14 protein-coding genes and 2 pseudogenes are annotated in these 17,268 nt (G+C 76.9%); 8 read left to right on the top strand and 8 right to left on the bottom strand.

Annotation, left to right across the window (positions count from 1 at the left end; all coding sequences use genetic code 11):
- Nucleotides 1–2,156 (top strand): annotated as a pseudogene (locus AC3WUG_RS08235) (hypothetical protein); the annotation flags it as partial.
- A gap of 1 nt (nucleotide 2,157) precedes the next feature.
- Entirely contained in the window at nucleotides 2,158–3,798 is a 1,641-nt protein-coding gene (locus tag AC3WUG_RS08230; RefSeq protein WP_492327234.1) for a DUF5719 family protein, read from the top strand.
- 18 nt (nucleotides 3,799–3,816) lie between these two features.
- Here the strand turns inward: AC3WUG_RS08230 and AC3WUG_RS08225 are convergent, their stop codons facing one another.
- A complete protein-coding gene (locus tag AC3WUG_RS08225) occupies nucleotides 3,817–4,722 on the bottom strand; it encodes a glycosyltransferase family 2 protein (RefSeq protein ID WP_492327233.1) in 906 nt (301 codons plus the stop codon).
- Nucleotides 4,723–4,734: 12 nt separating this feature from the next.
- The gene (locus AC3WUG_RS08220; protein ID WP_308161056.1) at nucleotides 4,735–5,214 is read right to left on the bottom strand and encodes a metallopeptidase family protein; all 480 of its coding nucleotides are present in this window, start codon (nucleotides 5,212–5,214) and stop codon (nucleotides 4,735–4,737) included.
- A 73-nt stretch (nucleotides 5,215–5,287) separates the two neighbouring features.
- On the opposite strand from AC3WUG_RS08220, the gene AC3WUG_RS08215 reads away from it, so the two are divergent.
- Nucleotides 5,288–5,668 (top strand): DUF3499 domain-containing protein, encoded by a 381-nt coding sequence (locus AC3WUG_RS08215; RefSeq protein WP_431837314.1) that lies wholly within the window; start codon nucleotides 5,288–5,290, stop codon nucleotides 5,666–5,668.
- Between the two features lie 6 nt (nucleotides 5,669–5,674).
- Nucleotides 5,675–5,968, top strand: coding sequence for a hypothetical protein (locus tag AC3WUG_RS08210; RefSeq protein ID WP_492327232.1), 294 nt, complete (start codon nucleotides 5,675–5,677; stop codon nucleotides 5,966–5,968).
- Nucleotides 5,969–5,984: 16 nt separating this feature from the next.
- On the opposite strand, the gene AC3WUG_RS08205 is transcribed toward AC3WUG_RS08210, so the two are convergent.
- The 6 genes from AC3WUG_RS08205 to AC3WUG_RS08180 form a co-directional block, all read right to left on the bottom strand.
- Nucleotides 5,985–7,076, bottom strand: coding sequence for an ABC transporter ATP-binding protein (locus tag AC3WUG_RS08205; RefSeq protein ID WP_492327231.1), 1,092 nt, complete (start codon nucleotides 7,074–7,076; stop codon nucleotides 5,985–5,987).
- Between the two features lie 12 nt (nucleotides 7,077–7,088).
- The gene (locus AC3WUG_RS08200) at nucleotides 7,089–7,913 is read right to left on the bottom strand and encodes a hypothetical protein (RefSeq protein ID WP_492327230.1); all 825 of its coding nucleotides are present in this window, start codon (nucleotides 7,911–7,913) and stop codon (nucleotides 7,089–7,091) included.
- A gap of 4 nt (nucleotides 7,914–7,917) precedes the next feature.
- Nucleotides 7,918–8,862 carry a DUF1861 family protein gene (locus tag AC3WUG_RS08195; protein WP_492327229.1) on the bottom strand — a complete coding sequence of 315 codons (945 nt, stop codon included), beginning with the start codon at nucleotides 8,860–8,862 and terminating at the stop codon, nucleotides 7,918–7,920.
- Between the two features lie 62 nt (nucleotides 8,863–8,924).
- Nucleotides 8,925–9,839 (bottom strand): carbohydrate ABC transporter permease, encoded by a 915-nt coding sequence (locus tag AC3WUG_RS08190; protein WP_492327228.1) that lies wholly within the window; start codon nucleotides 9,837–9,839, stop codon nucleotides 8,925–8,927.
- Nucleotides 9,836–10,822 (bottom strand): carbohydrate ABC transporter permease, encoded by a 987-nt coding sequence (locus AC3WUG_RS08185; protein ID WP_492327227.1) that lies wholly within the window; start codon nucleotides 10,820–10,822, stop codon nucleotides 9,836–9,838. The genes AC3WUG_RS08190 and AC3WUG_RS08185 overlap by 4 nt, the downstream gene beginning before the upstream one ends.
- Before the next feature lie 96 nt (nucleotides 10,823–10,918).
- Nucleotides 10,919–12,169 carry an ABC transporter substrate-binding protein gene (locus AC3WUG_RS08180; protein ID WP_492327226.1) on the bottom strand — a complete coding sequence of 417 codons (1,251 nt, stop codon included), beginning with the start codon at nucleotides 12,167–12,169 and terminating at the stop codon, nucleotides 10,919–10,921.
- 267 nt (nucleotides 12,170–12,436) lie between these two features.
- Here AC3WUG_RS08180 and AC3WUG_RS08175 point away from each other — a divergent pair, with 267 nt between their 5' ends.
- The 4 genes and pseudogenes from AC3WUG_RS08175 to AC3WUG_RS08160 all read left to right on the top strand — a co-directional run.
- Nucleotides 12,437–13,477 (top strand): LacI family DNA-binding transcriptional regulator, encoded by a 1,041-nt coding sequence (locus tag AC3WUG_RS08175; protein WP_492327225.1) that lies wholly within the window; start codon nucleotides 12,437–12,439, stop codon nucleotides 13,475–13,477.
- 95 nt (nucleotides 13,478–13,572) lie between these two features.
- Nucleotides 13,573–14,634, top strand: a complete 1,062-nt coding sequence (locus AC3WUG_RS08170) for a glycoside hydrolase family 130 protein (RefSeq protein ID WP_492327224.1) — start codon at nucleotides 13,573–13,575, stop codon at nucleotides 14,632–14,634.
- Between the two features lies 1 nt (nucleotide 14,635).
- Nucleotides 14,636–15,874, top strand: coding sequence for a mannose-6-phosphate isomerase, class I (manA, locus tag AC3WUG_RS08165; protein WP_492327223.1), 1,239 nt, complete (start codon nucleotides 14,636–14,638; stop codon nucleotides 15,872–15,874).
- Nucleotides 15,871–17,259, top strand: a pseudogene (locus tag AC3WUG_RS08160) (alpha-glucosidase); the annotation flags it as partial. The gene manA and the pseudogene AC3WUG_RS08160, both read left to right, overlap by 4 nt.
- Nucleotides 17,260–17,268: the final 9 nt, after the last annotated feature.

Raw genomic sequence — 17,268 nt, 5'->3', positions numbered from 1 at the left:
GCGACGGGGTGACCGACGACCGGCCGGCCGCGGGCGGCACCCCCGCGGTGGGCGCGGACGGCGGCGCCGCGGCGGACCGCGACCGGGACCGCGACCGCGACCGCGACGAGGCCAGCGACGTGACGCCGGTGCGCGGCACCCGCGCGGTGCCGGCCTCCACCGGGGCGACCGAGGCCGTGACGGCGCGGGTCCCGGCGGACGACGACGCGCCGGCCGCCCCGGGCGACGCCGCCCCGGGCGACGCCGTGCCGGGCGACGCCGTGCCGGGCGACGCCGCCCCGGGCGACACCGTCGCAGCCGACGCGCCGGACGGCGACGCCGAGGCCCACCCCCGCGAGGCGCCCGAGGGCCGCCCGGACCGGGCCCTCGACGCCGACGCGCACCCCGACGACCTCCCCGCCGCCCCCGCCCGCCCGGCGGGCTCGATCGCCGCGGCCGCCGCCGCGTCCCTCGCGTTCGCCGTCGTGGCCGCGGGCGCCCCGGTGCTGCTGCTGCCCGGCGTCCTGCTCCTGCTGGTCGTCGCCGCCTGCGCCCCGCGGGGCCGCCGGTTGCGCGTCGTGCTGGCCGTGGTGCCGGCCCTCGTCCTGCTCGGGCCGCTGCTGGCCGAGGCGGCGTCACGCGGCCTGGAGGGCGTGCGCCTGCTGCTCGCCGACCCGGGCGCGCCGCTCGCCTCCGACCCGGCCTCGCCGGTCGCCGCGCTGCTGGGCGTGCCGGTCGACGGCGCCGCCCTGGTGCCGTCCTGGCTGCCCGGCTGGGTCCCCGAGGGCGTCGCCACCTGGTGGCCCGTCGCGACCGGCGGCGCGGTCCTGCTGCTCGCGCTGGTCGCCCTGCTCCGCGGGGTCCCGGTCGCCCGCGCGGTCCGGCTCGGCTGGTTCGTCGCCGCCGTCGGGCTGGCCGCCGCGCTCGTCGCCGGCCGGGTGGCCGTGGGCGAGGACGACGGCACGGTCGTCGTCGGCTGGGCCGGCTCCGGCGTGTCCCTCGCGATGGCCGGGCTGCTCACCGCCGCGGTGCTCGGCACCCGCGGCACGCGGGCCTGGCTGGACCGGGCGTCGTTCGGCTGGCGGCAGCTGACCGCCGCCGTCGTGACCGCCGTGGTCGTCGTCCTGCCGCTGGTCGCCTGGGCCGGCTGGGCCTGGCAGGCGCGCGACGGCGCCGCCGCGGACCTGACGACCATGGACCGCGCCGTCGTGCCGGCGATCGGCCGGCAGACCCAGCAGTCCGAGGACGCCCCGCGCGTGCTCGCCCTCGTGCCCGCGACCGAGGACCCCGCGAGCGGTGGCACCGCCGCCGCGGGCGCGGTCGACTGGCAGCTGCTCCGGGGCGACGGCCCGCAGGTGCTCGAGTCCGCCGCGGCTGCGCGCACCGCCGGGCTGCGCGGCGGGCCGACCGACGCCGCCCCCGCGGACCCGGACGACGCGGAGGCCGAGGTGCAGGCGGTCGTCGGCACCCTCGCCGCCGGGTCCAGCACGGACGTGGCCGCGGACCTCGCGGCGCTGGCGGTCGCGGACGTCCTGGTCCCGCCCCTGCCCGCCGCCGAGGACGACCTCACGCGGGAGCAGGCGCGCACCGCGCTGATCGGGCGCCTCGACGCCACGCCCGGCCTGGAGCGGATCACCGAGGGCGACGCCGGCGTCATCTGGCGCGTGCAGCCCTCGGGCGGCGCGGTCGGCGAGGACGCGCAGGCGTCGACCGGGGACGCCTCGGCGGCCGCCGACGCGGCCGCCTCCGCGGACCCCGACGCGGACGCCGACACCGCGGTCCCCACCGTCGTGACCGCCTGGGCGCGCCTGGTCCCGGACGCCCGCGCCGCGCAGGACGCGGCCGGCCTGGCGTCCGCCGACGCGGTCGCCGTCCCGGCGGTGCCGGGCGTCGTGACCCGCGTGGACACCGGGATCGAGCCGGGCGACGCGGGGCGGCTGCTCGTGCTCGCCGAGCGCGCGGACGCGGGCTGGCGGGCGACGCTCGACGGCCGGCCGCTGCGCGCGGTGACGGACGGCTGGCGGCAGACGTTCGAGGTCGGGGCGGAGGGCGGCCGCCTGGTCGTCACGCACACCGCGCCCGACCGGACGGCGTGGACGGTCGCCCAGGGCGCCGTGGGGCTGCTGGCCCTGCTGCTCGCGCTGCCCGTCCGCCGCCGTCGGGCTGGGAGGCGATGACGTGACCGACCCGACCGCACCGCGCCGGACCGGGCGCGCCGCGCGGCTGCTCTCCGGGGTGCTCGTGCTCGGCCTCACCGGGGGCGTCGTGGGCCTCGCCGTGGCGGCGCCGCCCGACGAGACCGGCCCGGTGCCCGCCGCCACCGTCGACGTCGCGCCGACGGCCACCACGCTGGTGTGCCCGGGGCCGCTCCAGCTCCCCGACGACTCGCTGTCCGGGGACTCGGCGTTCGACCGGGTGCCGGTCGCGCCCGTCGAGCGTGTCACCGGCTTCGACACCGTGACCTCCGCCGCCGCCTCGCTGACCGTGCTCGGCGCGGACCCGGTGGCGCTGACCGACGGCGCGGGGTCCGTCGCCTCGCCGGGCGCCGCGACCGTGCTGCGCGCCGAGCCCGTGGCCGGCGAGCCCGCCCGGGTGGCCGGCGCCACCTCCTCGGTCGTCACCGACGGCGACCTGCGCGGCCTGTCCGCCGCGTCCTGCGCGCGCCCGTCCGCCGACGTCTGGCTGGTCGGGGGCAGCACCGAGCTGGAGAGCACCGCCGACCTCGTGGTGGTGAACCCGGGCGCCACGCCCGCGGACGTGACGGTCGAGGTGTGGGGTCCGTCCGGCCCGGTCGACCTGGCGAACGGCGGCACCTTCCTCGTCGCGCCCGGCGCGGAGCGGGTGGTGTCCCTGCCGGGCGTCGCCGCCGAGCAGCGCCGGATCGCGGTCCGGGTCACCGCCGCCGGCGGCCAGGTGTCGGCCTACCTCCAGGACTCGCTGCTCGACGGGTTCACCCCGCGCGGCACCGACCTCGTCACCGCGGGCACCGGACCCGCGACGACCCAGGTGGTGCCGGGCATCTCCGTGGTCGCCACCGAGGTGGACGCCGCGGACGCCGGCGCGCTCCGGCTGCTCGTGCCGGGCGACCGCGACGCGACCGTCTCCGTGCGGCTGCTCGGGCCCGACGGCGACGTCGCGCTGCCCGGCGCCGAGGAGCTCGACCTCCCCGCGGGCGAGGTGACCGACGTGTCGCTGGGCGGCCTCGCCGCCGGCAGCTACACCGCCGTCGTCGAGTCGACCGAGGCCGTCGTCGCCGGCGCGATGATCGCGCGCGAGGGCAAGGCCGGCGAGCTCGACGAGGGGCCCCGGCTCGAGCGCGCGTGGGCGGCGGCCGCCGCTCCGGGGAGCGGTCTGGTGGCCGTGCCCTCGGGCAGCGCGGGGACGCTCACGCTGACGGCCGTGCCGACGGACGGCGAGGACGACGCCTCGGAGCCGGAGGCCACCTCCGCCCCGTCCGCCGCGCCGAGCCCGGAGCCGACCGAGGGCCAGCGGCCCGACCCCGAGGCCGACGCCGCGCCGCAGGGCCCCGTCGTCACGGTCACGCTGCGCGCGTACGGCACCGCGGGCGTGCTGGCCGAGCGGGAGGTCGACGTGCCGGTCGGGTCGACCGTGCCGTACGCGGTCAAGGACCTGGGGACCGGTGTCGTGGGCGTCGAGGTCGTCGGCCCGGACGACGACGCCGTCGCGCTGTCGTGGGCGCTGTCCGCGGTGGTGGCGCACGCGAGCGGCCCGCTCGTCGCGGTGCTGCAGCCGGTCGCCGACGCCGAGGCGGTCACCCGGGCGCAGGTGCGCGAGGGGTCGCGCGTCGGCCTGGACTGAGGCGCACGACCCCGCGGCTCACCGCGCCGCGCGCAGCTCCACGACCTCGCGCGCCCGCAGGCCCAGGGACACGGCGGCCCGCACCGGCCACTGGTACCAGCGGTGGTACCGCCGGTGCAGGTACCGCTCGGCGGACCGGTGGTGCGCCGAGATCATCGCGGCCGGCTTCGCCTTCCACGAGACCCCGCCGACGTGGGTCACCCGCGCGGAGGGGACGTACAGGTTCGGCCGCCCGGCCAGCGCCAGACGCTCGCCCAGGTCGACGTCCTCGAAGAACATGAAGTAGTCCTCGTCGAACCCGCCGACCGCCTCGAACGCGTCGCGTCGCAGCAGCAGGCACGCCCCGGACAGCCAGCCGGCGGACCGCTCGGCGCCGGCCGTCTCCTGGCGGCGCTGGTACGCGCGCGTCCACGGGTTGCCGGGCCAGACCTTGCCGAGCACGGCGTGGCCGGCGCCCTGGGTCAGCGACGGCAGCTCGCGCGCCGAGGGGTAGACCGTGCCGTCCTCGTTGAGCAGCGCGGGCCCGAGCGCCCCGGCCTCGGGGTGCCGCCCGGCGGCGTCGAGCAGGGTGTCGAGCGACCCCGGCTCCCAGACGACGTCGGGGTTGGCGACCACGAGGAACGGCTGCGTCGCCCCGGCCGCGCCGGCGTTCGCGCCGCCGCCGTAGCCGAGGTTCTCGCCCGTGCGGACCACGCGGCCGCCCGCCTCGGCGGCGACCCGGTCGGCGACGGCCGGGTCGGCACCGTTGTCGACCAGCACCAGCTCGACGGGTGCGGTCGTCGCGGCGGCGAGGGACCGGGTGAAGTCCGCGAGCTCCGGGCCGGGGTTGTACACGATCGTGACGACCCGGACGGCGGGCCGCCCGGCGGACGGGTCCGGCGTCGGGGTGGCGGGGGCGCGGCTCGGCTCGGGGGTCGTCGTCATGGCCGGGTCAGGCTACCGTCCGTCCCCGAGCTCGGGGTCGACCTCCTCGGGCGAGCGCCCCAGCAGGTGCGCGACCTGCTCGACGACCACCTCGTGCACGACGTCCGCGAGCTCGTCCGCGTCGACCGCCCGCGACTCCACCGGCCGCCGGTAGACGACGATCCGCGGCGGCAGCCCGGGCTGCGACGGGAACGACCGCCCGAGCGGCACGCCGCCGGACTCCCACGGCGCCGGGTCGGACGGGGGCACGTCCTCGACGGCGAACTCCACCCCGTCGAGGTACTTCCCCCAGCGGACCTCCAGCCGCTCGACCGAGTCGAGCACGAGGTCGTCGAACCGCTCGGCGCGGGTGCGGTGCGCGGGCAGCGACGCCGGGAGCAGCGGGCCGCGGATGCCGCGGCCGCGGCGGTCCCGGCGGCGGACCGCGCCGACGCGGGGGACCGGTCCGCCCGGGGTGCCGGGGGCGGCGGGGACGTGCCGACGGGGTGCCACCACGGCACTGTATCCGGGTGACAACGCGGGTCGCGCACGCGTTCCCGCCGCGTGCGGCGGTAGGTTCTACCCCGTGAGACCCGTCCGCCAGTGCTCCCGCACCGCGTGCGGTCGTCCGGCGGTCGCGACCCTGACGTACGTGTACGCCGACTCGACGGCCGTCCTCGGCCCGCTCGCCAACCTCGCCGAGCCGCACTCCTACGACCTGTGCGCCGAGCACGCCTCGCGCCTCACCGCCCCGCGGGGGTGGGAGGTCGTCCGGCTGACGCCCGAGTTCGTCGAGACCGGCCCGAGCCACGACGACCTGCTCGCGCTCGCCGACGCCGTGCGCGAGGCGGGCCGCCCGGCCCCCCGGCACGCGGCCGCGGTGCCCGACGGGCTGCCGCCCGCCGCCGAGCTCGACACCGAACGCCGCCGCGGGCACCTCCGCGTGCTGCGGGGCGAGGACGGCTAGCCCGCGATGGCCGGTGCAGGGGGCGGCGGAGCAGGACGCCGCAAGGGACGTCGGGGGGAGCCCGAGCCGACCCCGCTGGGCTCGCTGAGCCAGGCCGGGCAGGAGCACCCCCCCGGCACCGAGGAGTGCGAGGTGTGCGGGTCGACGCGCCTCACCCGGCTGCACCTCGCGCTGGCCGACGGGACGGACGTGACGTTCGTGTCCTGCCACGAGTGCGAGCACCGGGCGTGGTTCCCGCTGGACGGCGACGGGACGTCGCTGAGCCGGGACGAGGTCGTGCGGCGGTCGAGCCGGGGCTGAGCCGGCACCGCGTCGGTCACCGCCCGAGCGTCGCCCCCGTCGCCGCGTCGAAGGTGTGCACGGCGGCCGCCGCCACGTGCGCGGTGGTCCGTTCACCCGGCCGCAGCCCCGACTCCGCGGGCACCTTCGCCACGATCCGGTGCGCGCCGGAGCGCAGAGTCGCGAACGCGTCGTCGCCGCGCAGCTCGAGGAGCACCACCTCGGCCGCCAGCTCGGCGTCGCCGTCCCGCGCCGCCCCGGAGCCGACCCGCACCTGCTCGGGGCGCACCCCGAGGCTGAGGTCCTGGCCGTCGGCCGCGTGCTCGGAGCCCGCGGGGCGCCAGCCGCGAGGCACCCGGGCGTCGGCGAGCAGCAGACCGCCCCCGGCGTTCCGGGCAGGCAGCAGGTTGATCTCCGGCTCCCCGAGGAAGGTCGCGACGAACTGCTCGGCCGGGTGGGCGTACAGCTCGCGCGGGGTGCCCTGCTGCCGGATCACGCCGTCCCGCAGCAGCACGACGCGGTCGGCCATCGTCATAGCCTCGACCTGGTCGTGCGTGACGTAGACGGTGGTGACGCCGAGCGAGCGGTGCAGGGCGAGGATCTCCGCCCGCATGGTGCCCCGCAGCTTGGCGTCCAGGTTGGACAGCGGCTCGTCCATCAGGAAGATCCGGGACTCCTGGACCATCGCGCGAGCCAGGGCGACGCGCTGCCGCTGCCCGCCCGACAGCTCGGCGGGCGGGCGATCGAGGTAGGGCGTGAGGCCGAGCGTCTCCGCCACGGCGCCCACCTTCTCGCGGACGACCGCGCGGGGCGTGCGGCGCAGGCGCAGACCGAACGAGACGTTCTGCGCGACGGACATGTGCGGGTAGAGCGCGTAGTTCTGGAACACCATCGACACGTCCCGGTCCTTCGGGTGCACGTCGTTCATCCGGCGGCCGTCGACGCGGACGTCGCCCGCGGTCACGTCCTCCAGGCCGGCGAGCATGCGCAGGATCGTCGACTTGCCGCACCCGGACGGGCCGATGAGCACGACGAACTCGCGGTCCTCGATGGTGAGCGAGACGTCGTCCACGGCGAGCGTGTCGGTGCCGTAGACCTTGGAGACGCGGGACAGGTCGATGGTGGGCATGGCGGGCTCCGTTCACGGGGCGGCGGTCGGCGCGGGGTCGGCGGGGACGGCGGGCGGGTCGGGTCGGATCTCGGGAGCGGGGGTGGTCGGGCCCGGCACGGCGGCCCGCGGCGCCGCGCGCGCCGCCGTGGCGGCGAGCGCGCAGACGCCGACGGTGGCCGCCACCAGCGTGGCGACGAGCGCCGGCGTTCCGCCCACCGCGCCGCCGGTGCCGAGCCCGACCGCCGCGGCACCGGTCGAGGCCGCCGCGAGCGACACCGCCCACCACGCCAGCGCGTCCCGGGGCGGCAGCGTGGGGCTGCCCGACGACCGGCGGGAGCCCGCGAGCCGACCACCGTGCCGCACGCCGAGCGCGAGCACCGCGGTGGCGAGGGCGGCGGTGAGCGCGCCCGTGAGGACGGCGGCGAGCACGGCGGTGCCGCGCTGCGCCTCCTCCCACCCGGCGAGGAGCGCGTGCAGGTCGGCGGGGGAGAGCGACCCGGCGTAGGCGACCGTCCACCGGTCGCTGCTCACCAGGAGGGCGACGCCGTCGGCCGCGAGGACCAGCGCGTCGTGCCCGCCGGGGACCGAGACCGTGGCGGCCTCGGCGGCGCCGTCGACGACGAGGGCGTGCGCCTCGGCGACCAGTGCGACGTCGTCCGCGACCAGCGCCCCGTCGACGACGAGCGGGCCGGGCGCGAGCCGGGTCACGAGCGGGGCGATGGCGGTGGCGGCCTCGGCGGTGCGCCCGCCCGTCGCCGTCACGACGACGGCGAGGTCGAGCGCGGCGACGACGAGCAGCGCGGCGACCCAGACCCGCGGGAGCCCGGCGAGCAGAGCGGCGAGGGGGCGGCGCACCGGCTCACGCCCCGTCCGGCGTCGCGTGCACCGGGCCCAGGTCCACCTCGTACGCCTCGGCGTCCCCGACACCGCAGAACACGGTCACCCCGCCCGCGCGGTGCACGAGCGCGCCGGGGAACACGACGTCGACGAGGTCGGGGCGCTTGGCGGGTCCGGCGGGCAGGTCGCGGCGCTCGAACAGCATCCGGGGCGGCGTGTACCGGCGGGTGACCGGGTCGAGCGTCCAGGCGATCGGGTAGTAGTGCCGGTGCCCGGCGTCGTCGAACCGGGCGACGTGGCCGAGCAGCCCGAGGGTGCCGTCGGGCAGCGGCGAGGCCTGGTTGACCCCGCCCCACTCCTCGGGCAGGAAGAGGTGGGTCAGCCGGGGCGCCGCGTGCACGTCGGCGACCGTCAGCGCGGCCAGCGACGGCACGACCGTCACGCCGACCCGGCCGCGGCCGTCAGCTGCTCCCTGCGGGCGCGTGAGCACGGCCAGCCGGCCGTCGGGCAGGTCGGCGAACCGCAGGTCCTTCATGCCCCACGGGCCGGTGAAGGCCCGGACCGGGCGGGCGGGGTCCGCCAGCTCCAGCACGACGGTGCGGTAGCGGAGCGTCGGCGCGCCGTCAGGCAGCGCGGCCTCGACGACCTCGACGCCGCCGAGGTGGGTGACGCCGCGGTGCGAGAACGTGAACGGGTCCTGCAGCGCGGGCCGGGCGGTGCCCGGTGCGGGCACCCACGTCCCGCTGTCGTCCCGGGCGAACAGGACGGTCTCCGAGCGCTCGTCCGCCCGGTCCTCGACGCGCCCGGCCAGCAGCACGGTGCCGTCCGGGCCGGCGAACGGCGCCGACACGTTGTAGACGTCGCGCTGGCCGACGCCGGCGAACCGCAGCCGCCGGGCGGCGGTGGGCGCGGGGCCGGACGCGCGGTGGGCGGCGAGCAGGGCGTCGATCCGGGCGGTCGGGGGCATGGTCGGTCCTCGCTCTGGTCGGGGTGGGGCGTGCACGGACACGGGTGCGGCCGGGCGGGGGGTCACCGGACCGCCTCGGAGGCGCGGGACGGCACGAAGTACCGCTGCATGGTGAAGAACAGGACCAGCATCGGGACGACGGAGAGGGTCGTGGCGGCCATGAGGAGCGGCCAGTCCGTCTCGAACTGGCCCCGGAACATCGTCAGACCGACCTGGACCGTAAACTTCTCGACGTCGTTGAGGTAGATCAGCGGACCGAGGAACGCGTTCCACGTCCCCATGAACGAGGTCACGGCGATCGTCACCACCGCGGGCTTCGACATCGGCACGAAGACCCGCCAGAGGATCGCCCACCAGCCCGCCCCGTTGAGGTACGCGGCCTCCGCGAAGTCGCGCGGGATGGCGCGGAAGAACTGGAACAAGAAGAACACGTGCACCGCCTGCCCGCCGAGCGCCGGCAGGATCAGCGGCCAGTACGTGTTGATGAGCTGGACGCCCAGGGTGTCGCCGATCTCCGCCCAGAAGATGTAGCCCGGGACGATCGTGATCTCGCCCGGCAGCATGATCGTGATCAGCAGGAACAAGAACAGCGGCTTCTTGCCGCGGAAGTCGAACCGGGCGAAGCCGTAGGCGACGACGATCGAGACCAGCACCTCGCCGGCCATCACCGCGGTGGTGTAGAGGGCGGTGTTGAGGAAGAACCGCGCGAACGGCAGCGCTTCGAACACCTCGCGGTAGTGCTGCCACTGCGGGTCGGTGGGGATCCACTGCGGCGGGATCGCGAACACGTCCCCATCCGCTTTGAGGGACGTGGTGATCATCCAGGCGAACGGGAGCAGCATCGACAGCGCGACGAGCGACAGCGCCAGGTGCTTGGCGACCGAGCGGTGCCAGGTGCGCCGACGCTGCGCGCGACGTCGCGCCACCGCGGTCGCGAGGACGCGCTCGCGGTCGGGTACCAGGGTCGTGGTCGTCATCGCTCCTCGTTCCCTCGGGAGAAGGTCCAGAAGTCGCTGAACCGGAACACGAGCCCGGTCACGGCGAGCACGATCACGAGGAACACCCAGGACATCGCCGAGGCGTAGCCCATCCGGAAGTGCTCGAACGCCGTGCGGTAGATGTGCAGCATGAGGAAGTTGCCCTCGCCCCCGGCACCGCCGAGCACGTAGGCGTCGTTGAACTTCTTGAACGCGCCGATGATCCCCATCACGAGGTTGTAGAAGAGGATCGGCCGCATCAGCGGCAGGGTCACGAACCACAGCCGTGCCCACCAGCCCGCGCCCTGCAGGGTGGCGGCCTCGCCCAGGTCCCGCGGCACCTCGTTGAGCGCGACGAGGTACGTGAGCATCCCGCCGCCCGCGCCCCACAGCGCGACCATCGTGTACGACGGCAGCACCCAGGCCGGGTCCGTGAGCCAGCCCGGGCCCTGCACGCCCACGAGCGCGAGCGCGCCGTTCACCAGGCCCGCGGTCGGGTCGAGCACCCAGCGCCAGATGAGGCCGACTGCCACCCCGGAGACGACGGCGGGGAGGTAGTAGATCGTCCGGTAGAGGCTGAGGCCGCGGATGTTCGAGTTGAGCACCATGGCGACCGTCAGCGCCGCGGACATGCCCAGGGGCACCGAGACCACGCCGAACCGGACCGTGACCCACAGCGACCTCCAGAACTGCGTGTCGCGGGCGAGCTCGGTGAAGTTGCCCAGCCCGCGCCAGGTCGGGCTCCCGATGACCGGCCAGTCGGTCAGGCTCATCACCAGGGACATGACCATCGGCACGAGGGCGAACAGGGCGAACGCGACGAACCACGGGGCGACGTACAGGTACGCGGGGCTGAACCGGCGCCGGGGCGGGGCGGCCGCCGCCAGCGCGGCCGCCCGGGCCGCGCGCTCCTGCGCGGTGCGGGTCGCTCCGGGCGCGCCGGTGGGAGCGCCGGGGAGCACGTCGGGGCGGTGTTCGGGCACGGGGTCCTCCGGTAGGCGGTCGGGTGGGGTGCCGCAGGGCGGGTGCGGCGCGGCGCCGGTGCGGGTCTGGGCGCCGACGGCCGCGCCGCGCCGGCCTCAGCGGTCGACGACCTCGCGCATCCTGGCTGCGGTCTTCGCGGCCAGGTCGGCCAGGTCGCCGACGCCCCGGCCGTCGCCGTCGGACAGGATCGGACCCTCGAGCTGCTCCCAGATCACGGAACCCAGCTCGTTCTGCTGCGGCTGGTTGTTGAACCCGCGGGCGATCTCCGCCGACCGCGTGACGACGTCGACCGCGTAGGCCTTCTCGGGGTTCACGTCGGCGATGTCACCCACGCGGGACGACACCGGTGCGGGGATCTTCCAGCCGAACATCGCGTGGGTGAGGTCGGTGAGTGCCGCCAGCCCGGCGTCGGTGTCGGCGACGCTCGCGGACAGCACGGTCGACGCGGTCCAGTTGAACGTCACCTGCGCGACCGAGCCGGCGGGCATGACGGCCATGCCGATCTCGAACGGGTCGCCGGACTCCGCGACCTTGCGCTCGATGTCGTCGGCAGCGCCGCCGACCATCATCGCCACGGTGCCGTCGACGAACGACGACTCCACGCCCCGCGACTGGGCGAGCGCCTGCGGCATGGTCATCGTCTCGTCGTTCGCGATCGCGTGCGCGAGCTCGAGCCCCGCGACGGTCTCGGGCGAGTCGATGACGACGTCGCCGTCGGGCGTCACGTAGTCACCGCCCTCGCCCCAGGCGTACAGCGCGGCAGGCGGGGTGCCGGTGGTCGCGTAGCCGAACCGCGAGCCGTCGGTCAGCGCGCGGGCGGTGTCCTGGAAGTCGCCCCAGGTCCAGGTGCCGTCGGGCTCGGCGAGGCCGGCCTCCGCGAACCGGTCGGCGTTGTAGTACACGACGTACGGCTGTCCGATCCACGGCAGCCCGTAGAGCGCGCCGCCCACGGTCGCGGGGTCGAGCGACCCCGGCAGGTAGTCGTCCAGGTCGATCGCTTCGTCGACCCGGCCGGTGAGGTCGGTCAGCGTGCCGTTGTCGGCGTAGGCGGGGACGTACTCCTGGGAGAGCCAGAACAGGTCGGGGGCCTGCCGTCCGGCGATCATCGTCTGGAGCTTCGTGTAGTACTCGCCGCCCGGGATCACCATCTGCTCGAGACGGTAGGTGTCCTGAGCGCCGTTGAGGTCGTCGAGGATGGCGTCGAGCTCGTCGGCCTCGGTCTCGTTGGCCCAGGTCGCGATCGTGAGGGTCGGTGGGCCGTCCTCGGCCTCGGCGCCCGCGCCGCACGCGGCCAGCGGGAGCACGAGGACGAGGGCGATGACGGGGGTCGGGAGTCGGTGGCGCATGCGGTCTCCTCATCGGTCCGCGCGGCGGTGCGCGGACGGCACGGTGGGCGGGCGGGACGCGCGGCGCTGCTCGACGACGAGGGCGCGCGTCGTCCCGTGGTGCGTGCGGCTGAGGGACGTGCTCCGGCGTTCAAACCGGTTCGAGGATGCTACTCATGGGGCTCTTCCCGATGTCAAGAGCCGAGTTCAGACCGTGAAGAAGACGGGGTTGACGTGGCACCCGCCCGTTGCTTCCATCATTCGAACCGGTTTGAGAAGGGGGCGTCGATGCCCGACCAGCTGCCGCCGCGGCGGCCCACCATCGCCGACGTCGCCGCGCGCTCCGGCACGTCGAAGGGCACCGTCTCGTTCGTGCTGAACGACCGTCCCGGCGTCGCCTCGGCGACCCGGCAGCGGGTGCTCGCGGCGATCGAGGAGCTCGGGTTCCGGCCGAGCGGGGTGGCCCGGGCGCTCTCCGGCTCCCGGGCCGACGCGATCGGGCTCGTGCTGGCCCGGAGCCCGGAGACGCTGCGGTCGGACTCGTTCTTCGCGGCGTTCCTCGCGGGGCTCGAGCAGGGGCTCTCGGCCGCCGGCAGCGCGGTCCTGCTGCGCTTCGTCTCGGACGAGCCCGCCGAGGAGGCGGCGCACCGGGCGCTCGCAGAGCGTGGGCGCGTCGACGGCGTGGTCCTGGCCGACCTCCGCGCGACGGACCCCCGGATCGCGCTGCTCGCGGAGCTCGGGCTGCCGGCCGTGACGCTCAACCGCCCGGACGTGCCGTCGCCGTTCGTGGCCGTGCGCCACGACGACGCCGCCGCCGTGCACCAGGCCGTCGCCCACCTCGCGGCGCTCGGCCACCGACGGATCGGGCACGTGGGCGGTCCGCACCGGTACCTGCACGCGCGGCACCGGCGCGAGGCCTGGCTCGCCGCGCTCGAGCGGCACGGGCTGCCCCCGGGGCCCGACCTCGAGGCCGACTTCACCGCGCGCGGCGGCGCCGAGGCGACGCACGCGCTGCTCGACCGCCCACCGACGGAGCGGCCCACCGCCGTCCTGTACGGCAACGACACGATGGCGGTGGCCGGGACGGTGGTGGCGCAGACGCGCGGGCTCGTGCTCCCGCGGGACCTCTCGGTGGTCGGGTTCGACGACGCGGAGCTGTCCGCCCACGTCCGGCCGGCTCTCACGACCGTCCGCACCGACCCGTACGCCTGGGGCGCGGTGGCGGCCCGGACGCTGCTCGACGTCGTCCACGGCCGCGGCGCCGGCGACGTCGAGCTCGACCCGCCGCGGCTGGTCGTGCGCGACTCGACCGCCCCCGCCCCGGGCTAGCCCGCCCTCCGACACCGATCCGACCTCCGGCCCGCGCCGGACCGCTTCTCCTCAGCCGCGCACCACCGACGACCACGCCGTCACCGAGGAGACCCGTGACCGACACCGTCCCGTACGCGCTGACCCGCCTCCGCACCCTGATGTCCCCGGACCCGGACGACCCGTTCGAGGCCGAGGGGGTGCTCAACCCCGCCTCCGGGCGCGGGCCTGACGGCGCGCTGTACCTGCTGCCGCGGCTCGTCGCCGCGGGGAACGTGTCCCGCGTCGGCCTCGCCCGCGTCGTGCTGGCGGACGGCGAGCCCGTGGGGGCCGAGCGGCTGGGCGTGGTGCTCGAGCCCTGGACGCGGTGGGAGCGGGGTGCCAGGAACGCCGGCACGGAGGACCCGCGCACCACGTGGCTGCCGGAGCTCGGGCTGCACGTGATGACGTACGTCGCCTACGGACCGCTCGGCCCCCGCACGGCGCTCGCGGTCTCCGGCGACCTCCGCCGCTGGCGCCGGCTGGGCCCCCTGCTGTTCCGGCACGAGCCCGGGCTCGACGTCGACCTCAACCTGTACCCGACCAAGGACGCCGTGCTCCTGCCCGAGGTCGTGCCCGGGCCCGGAGGGGAGCCCTGCTACGCGTTGCTGCACCGGCCGACCTGGGACCTGGGCCTGGTCAGACCGGGGGAGCGGCTCTGGCCGCCGTCGGGCGTCACGGACGCGCGACCCTCCATCTGGATCTCCTACGCGCCGGCGGCTGCGGTGCGCGCCGACGTCGGGGCGCTCACGCTCCACCACGGCGCGCGTGAGGTCGCCCGGCCCGAGCAGCCGTGGGAGAGGCTGAAGATCGGGGCGGGCCCGGCCCCGGTGCGGGTGCCCGAGGGCTGGCTGCTGCTGCACCACGGCGTGACCGGCGAGATCACCGACCCGTGGTCGACCGACAACGCCGTCCGGTACTGCGCCGGCGCGATGCTGCTGGACCCCGACGACCCGTCGCGGGTGCTCGCGCGCACGGCGGAACCGCTCCTCGAGCCCGAGACGGCCGACGAGCGCACCGGCACGGTCGCGGACGTCGTGTTCCCGACGGCGATCGAGCGCGTCGGCGACCGGACGTACGTGTTCTACGGCATGGCGGACGCCCGGATCGGCGTCGCCCGGCTCGACCGGACGGTGTGACGTGCTGCGGCTGTCGAACCCGGTCCGCCGCTACGCGTGGGGGTCGACCTACGCCCTCCCCGACCTCCTCGGCACGCTGCCGGACGGCCGACCGCAGGCCGAGCTCTGGGTGGGGGCCCACCCCGGCGCGCCGTCGACCGTGCCCGGTCCCGGCCGCGCCCTGGACAGGGAGATCGCGGAGCGGCCGGACGCGGTGCTGGGGGACGCCGTCCGGCGACGATTCGGCGACCGGCTGCCGTACCTCACCAAGCTGATCGCCGCGGAGCGCCCGCTCTCGCTCCAGGTGCACCCCGACGCGGAGCGGGCCCGGCGGCGCCACCGGGAGGAGGTGGCGGCCGGGCTGCCGCTCGGAGAACGGCGGTACCCGGACCCGTGGCACAAGCCGGAGCTCCTCGTGGCCCTGACGCCGACCGTCGCGCTCGTCGGCCTGCGGGAGCCGGCCGACGCCGCCGCGCTGCTCACGGACCTGGGCCCCCGGGCCGGGGTCGCGCTGGGAGGGGTGCTCGACGTGCTGCGCGGGCCCGGCACCAGGGAGGAACGAGTGCGCGCCGCTCTCTGCGGCGTGCTCGCGCTCCGGCCGCACGAGGTCCGGGCCGTCACCGTGGCGGCCGCCGCGCGCGGTCGGGCCCCGGGGCCGGGCGGGGCCGCCGCGGTGGACCCCGACCCCCACGCCCTGGCGCTGGGGCTGGCGGCGCGGTTCCCCGGGGACCCCGGCGTGGTGGCGTCGTACCTCCTGCACGCGGTCGCGCTCGCCGTCGGCGAGGGGTTGCCGGTCCGCGCCGGGGTGCTGCACTGCTACGTCGGCGGCACCGGGCTCGAGGTCATGGCCGCGTCGGACAACGTCCTGCGGGCCGGCCTGACGGACAAGGTGGTGGACCAGGCCGAGCTACTCGCCGTGGTCGACACGCGCCCGTGCCGGCCACCGGTGCTGCGTCCGGCCCCGGAGCCGGTCGCGGAGGGCGTGCTGCGGCGCGGGTACGCGGGCGGTGCCGACGAGTTCGGGCTCGAGGTGCTGGACGTCGACGCCTCCGAGCCGGTCGCCGTGGGCCCCGTCGGCGGACCTCGCACCGTGCTCGCGCTCGCGGGGGCGGTGGCGCTCGCCACGGACCGTGGTCGATGCGGCCTGGCCGCGGGGGAGGCTGCGCTCGTCCCGGACGACGACGGACCGCTCCGGCTGTCCGGGCGCGGCCGGGCGGCACTGGTGTCGGTGCCGGCGGCCGAGCGGGGGGCGGACCGATGACCTGGTGGCGCGAGGCCGTGGTCTACCAGGTCTACCCGCGGTCGTTCGCCGACGCCGACGGGGACGGCGTCGGCGACCTCCGCGGACTGGTCGCCCGGCTCGACCACCTCGCGTGGCTGGGGGTCGGCGCGCTCTGGCTGTGCCCGGTCTACCCGTCGCCGCAGCGGGACCACGGATACGACGTCGCGGCGTACTGCGACGTCGACCCCGCGTACGGCACGCTCGCCGACCTCGACGACCTGGTCGCGCTCGCCGCCGCGCGCGGCATCCGGGTGCTGCTCGACCTGGTCCTGCACCACACCTCGGACCAGCACCCGTGGCTGCGCGACCACCCCGAGCGGTACGTGTGGCGGCCCCCGCGATCTGGACGGACGGGCGGCGAGCCCGGGGCCGAGCCCACCAACTGGGGCGCGGCGTTCGGGGGCTCGGCCTGGACCTGGGACGAGGGGCGCGGCGCGTATCGACTCGGGTTGTTCTCGCCCTGGCAGGCCGATCTCGACTGGTCGAGAGCGGACGTGCGGGCGGCGCTCGCGGACGTCGTCCGGTTCTGGCGGGCGCGTGGGGTGGCGGGCTTCCGGCTCGACGTCATCAACCTGGTGGACAAGCCCGCGGTGCTGCGGGACGGCCCGGTCCCGCGCGGACGCCGGTACGCCGACGGTGCGGCGCAGTGCGCCGACGGGCCACGCCTGCTCGACCACCTGCGCGAGCTGCGCGTCGCCGCCGGCGACTGCCTGCTGATCGGCGAGACGCCGGGCGTCACCCCCGAGCAGGCCGGCCGGCTGACGCGCGACGGCGGGCTCGACATGGTCCTGCAGTTCGAGCACGCCGAGCTCGACCGCGAGCCGGAGCGCTGGCGCCGGCGACCGTTCGACCTGCGCGCGCTCAAGCGGTGGGCCCGCCGCTGGCAGCCCTCCGCCGGCGGGTGGCCGGCGCTGTTCCTCGGCAGCCACGACCAGGCGCGGGTCGTGTCCCGGTACGGGGCGCCCGCACCGTGGGTGTCCCGGTCGGCGGCGTGCTGGGCAGTGCTGCTGCACGCCCACCGCGGGACGCCGTTCCTCTACCAGGGCGACGAGATCGGGATGACGAACCGGCCCGTGCGCGGACCGGAGGACCTCGTCGACATCGAGGCGCGCGCCGTGCTCGCGGACGCCGTGGCGGCCGGGGCGGACCCGGGCCACGTGCTGGACGGGCTGCGCGACCTCGGCCGGGACAACGCACGGGTCCCGGTGTCCTGGGACGCGACGGCCCAGGGTGGCTTCACCTCCGGGACGCCCTGGATGGCGGCGCACCCGGATGCTGCCGTACGCAACATCGCGGCGCAGCGCGGCGACCCGGCCTCGGTGCTCACGCTGCACCGCGACCTCGTCCGGCTGCGACGCTCCGAGCCCGCGCTC

This window comes from Cellulomonas sp. EB106-03-03-XG116 (assembly GCF_058792015.1).
This window is presented reverse-complemented; position numbering and strand designations above follow the sequence as displayed.

Bases quoted from the DNA above. Each gene is read 5' to 3' on its own strand.
- AC3WUG_RS08225 (WP_492327233.1), bottom strand. From the start codon at position 4,722: ATGACGACGACCCCCGAGCCGAGCCGCGCCCCCGCCACCCCGACGCCG.
- AC3WUG_RS08210 (WP_492327232.1), top strand. From the start codon at position 5,675: ATGGCCGGTGCAGGGGGCGGCGGAGCAGGACGCCGCAAGGGACGTCGG.
- AC3WUG_RS08205 (WP_492327231.1), bottom strand. From the start codon at position 7,076: ATGCCCACCATCGACCTGTCCCGCGTCTCCAAGGTCTACGGCACCGAC.
- AC3WUG_RS08195 (WP_492327229.1), bottom strand. From the start codon at position 8,862: ATGCCCCCGACCGCCCGGATCGACGCCCTGCTCGCCGCCCACCGCGCG.
- AC3WUG_RS08190 (WP_492327228.1), bottom strand. From the start codon at position 9,839: ATGACGACCACGACCCTGGTACCCGACCGCGAGCGCGTCCTCGCGACC.
- AC3WUG_RS08180 (WP_492327226.1), bottom strand. From the start codon at position 12,169: ATGCGCCACCGACTCCCGACCCCCGTCATCGCCCTCGTCCTCGTGCTC.
- AC3WUG_RS08175 (WP_492327225.1), top strand. From the start codon at position 12,437: ATGCCCGACCAGCTGCCGCCGCGGCGGCCCACCATCGCCGACGTCGCC.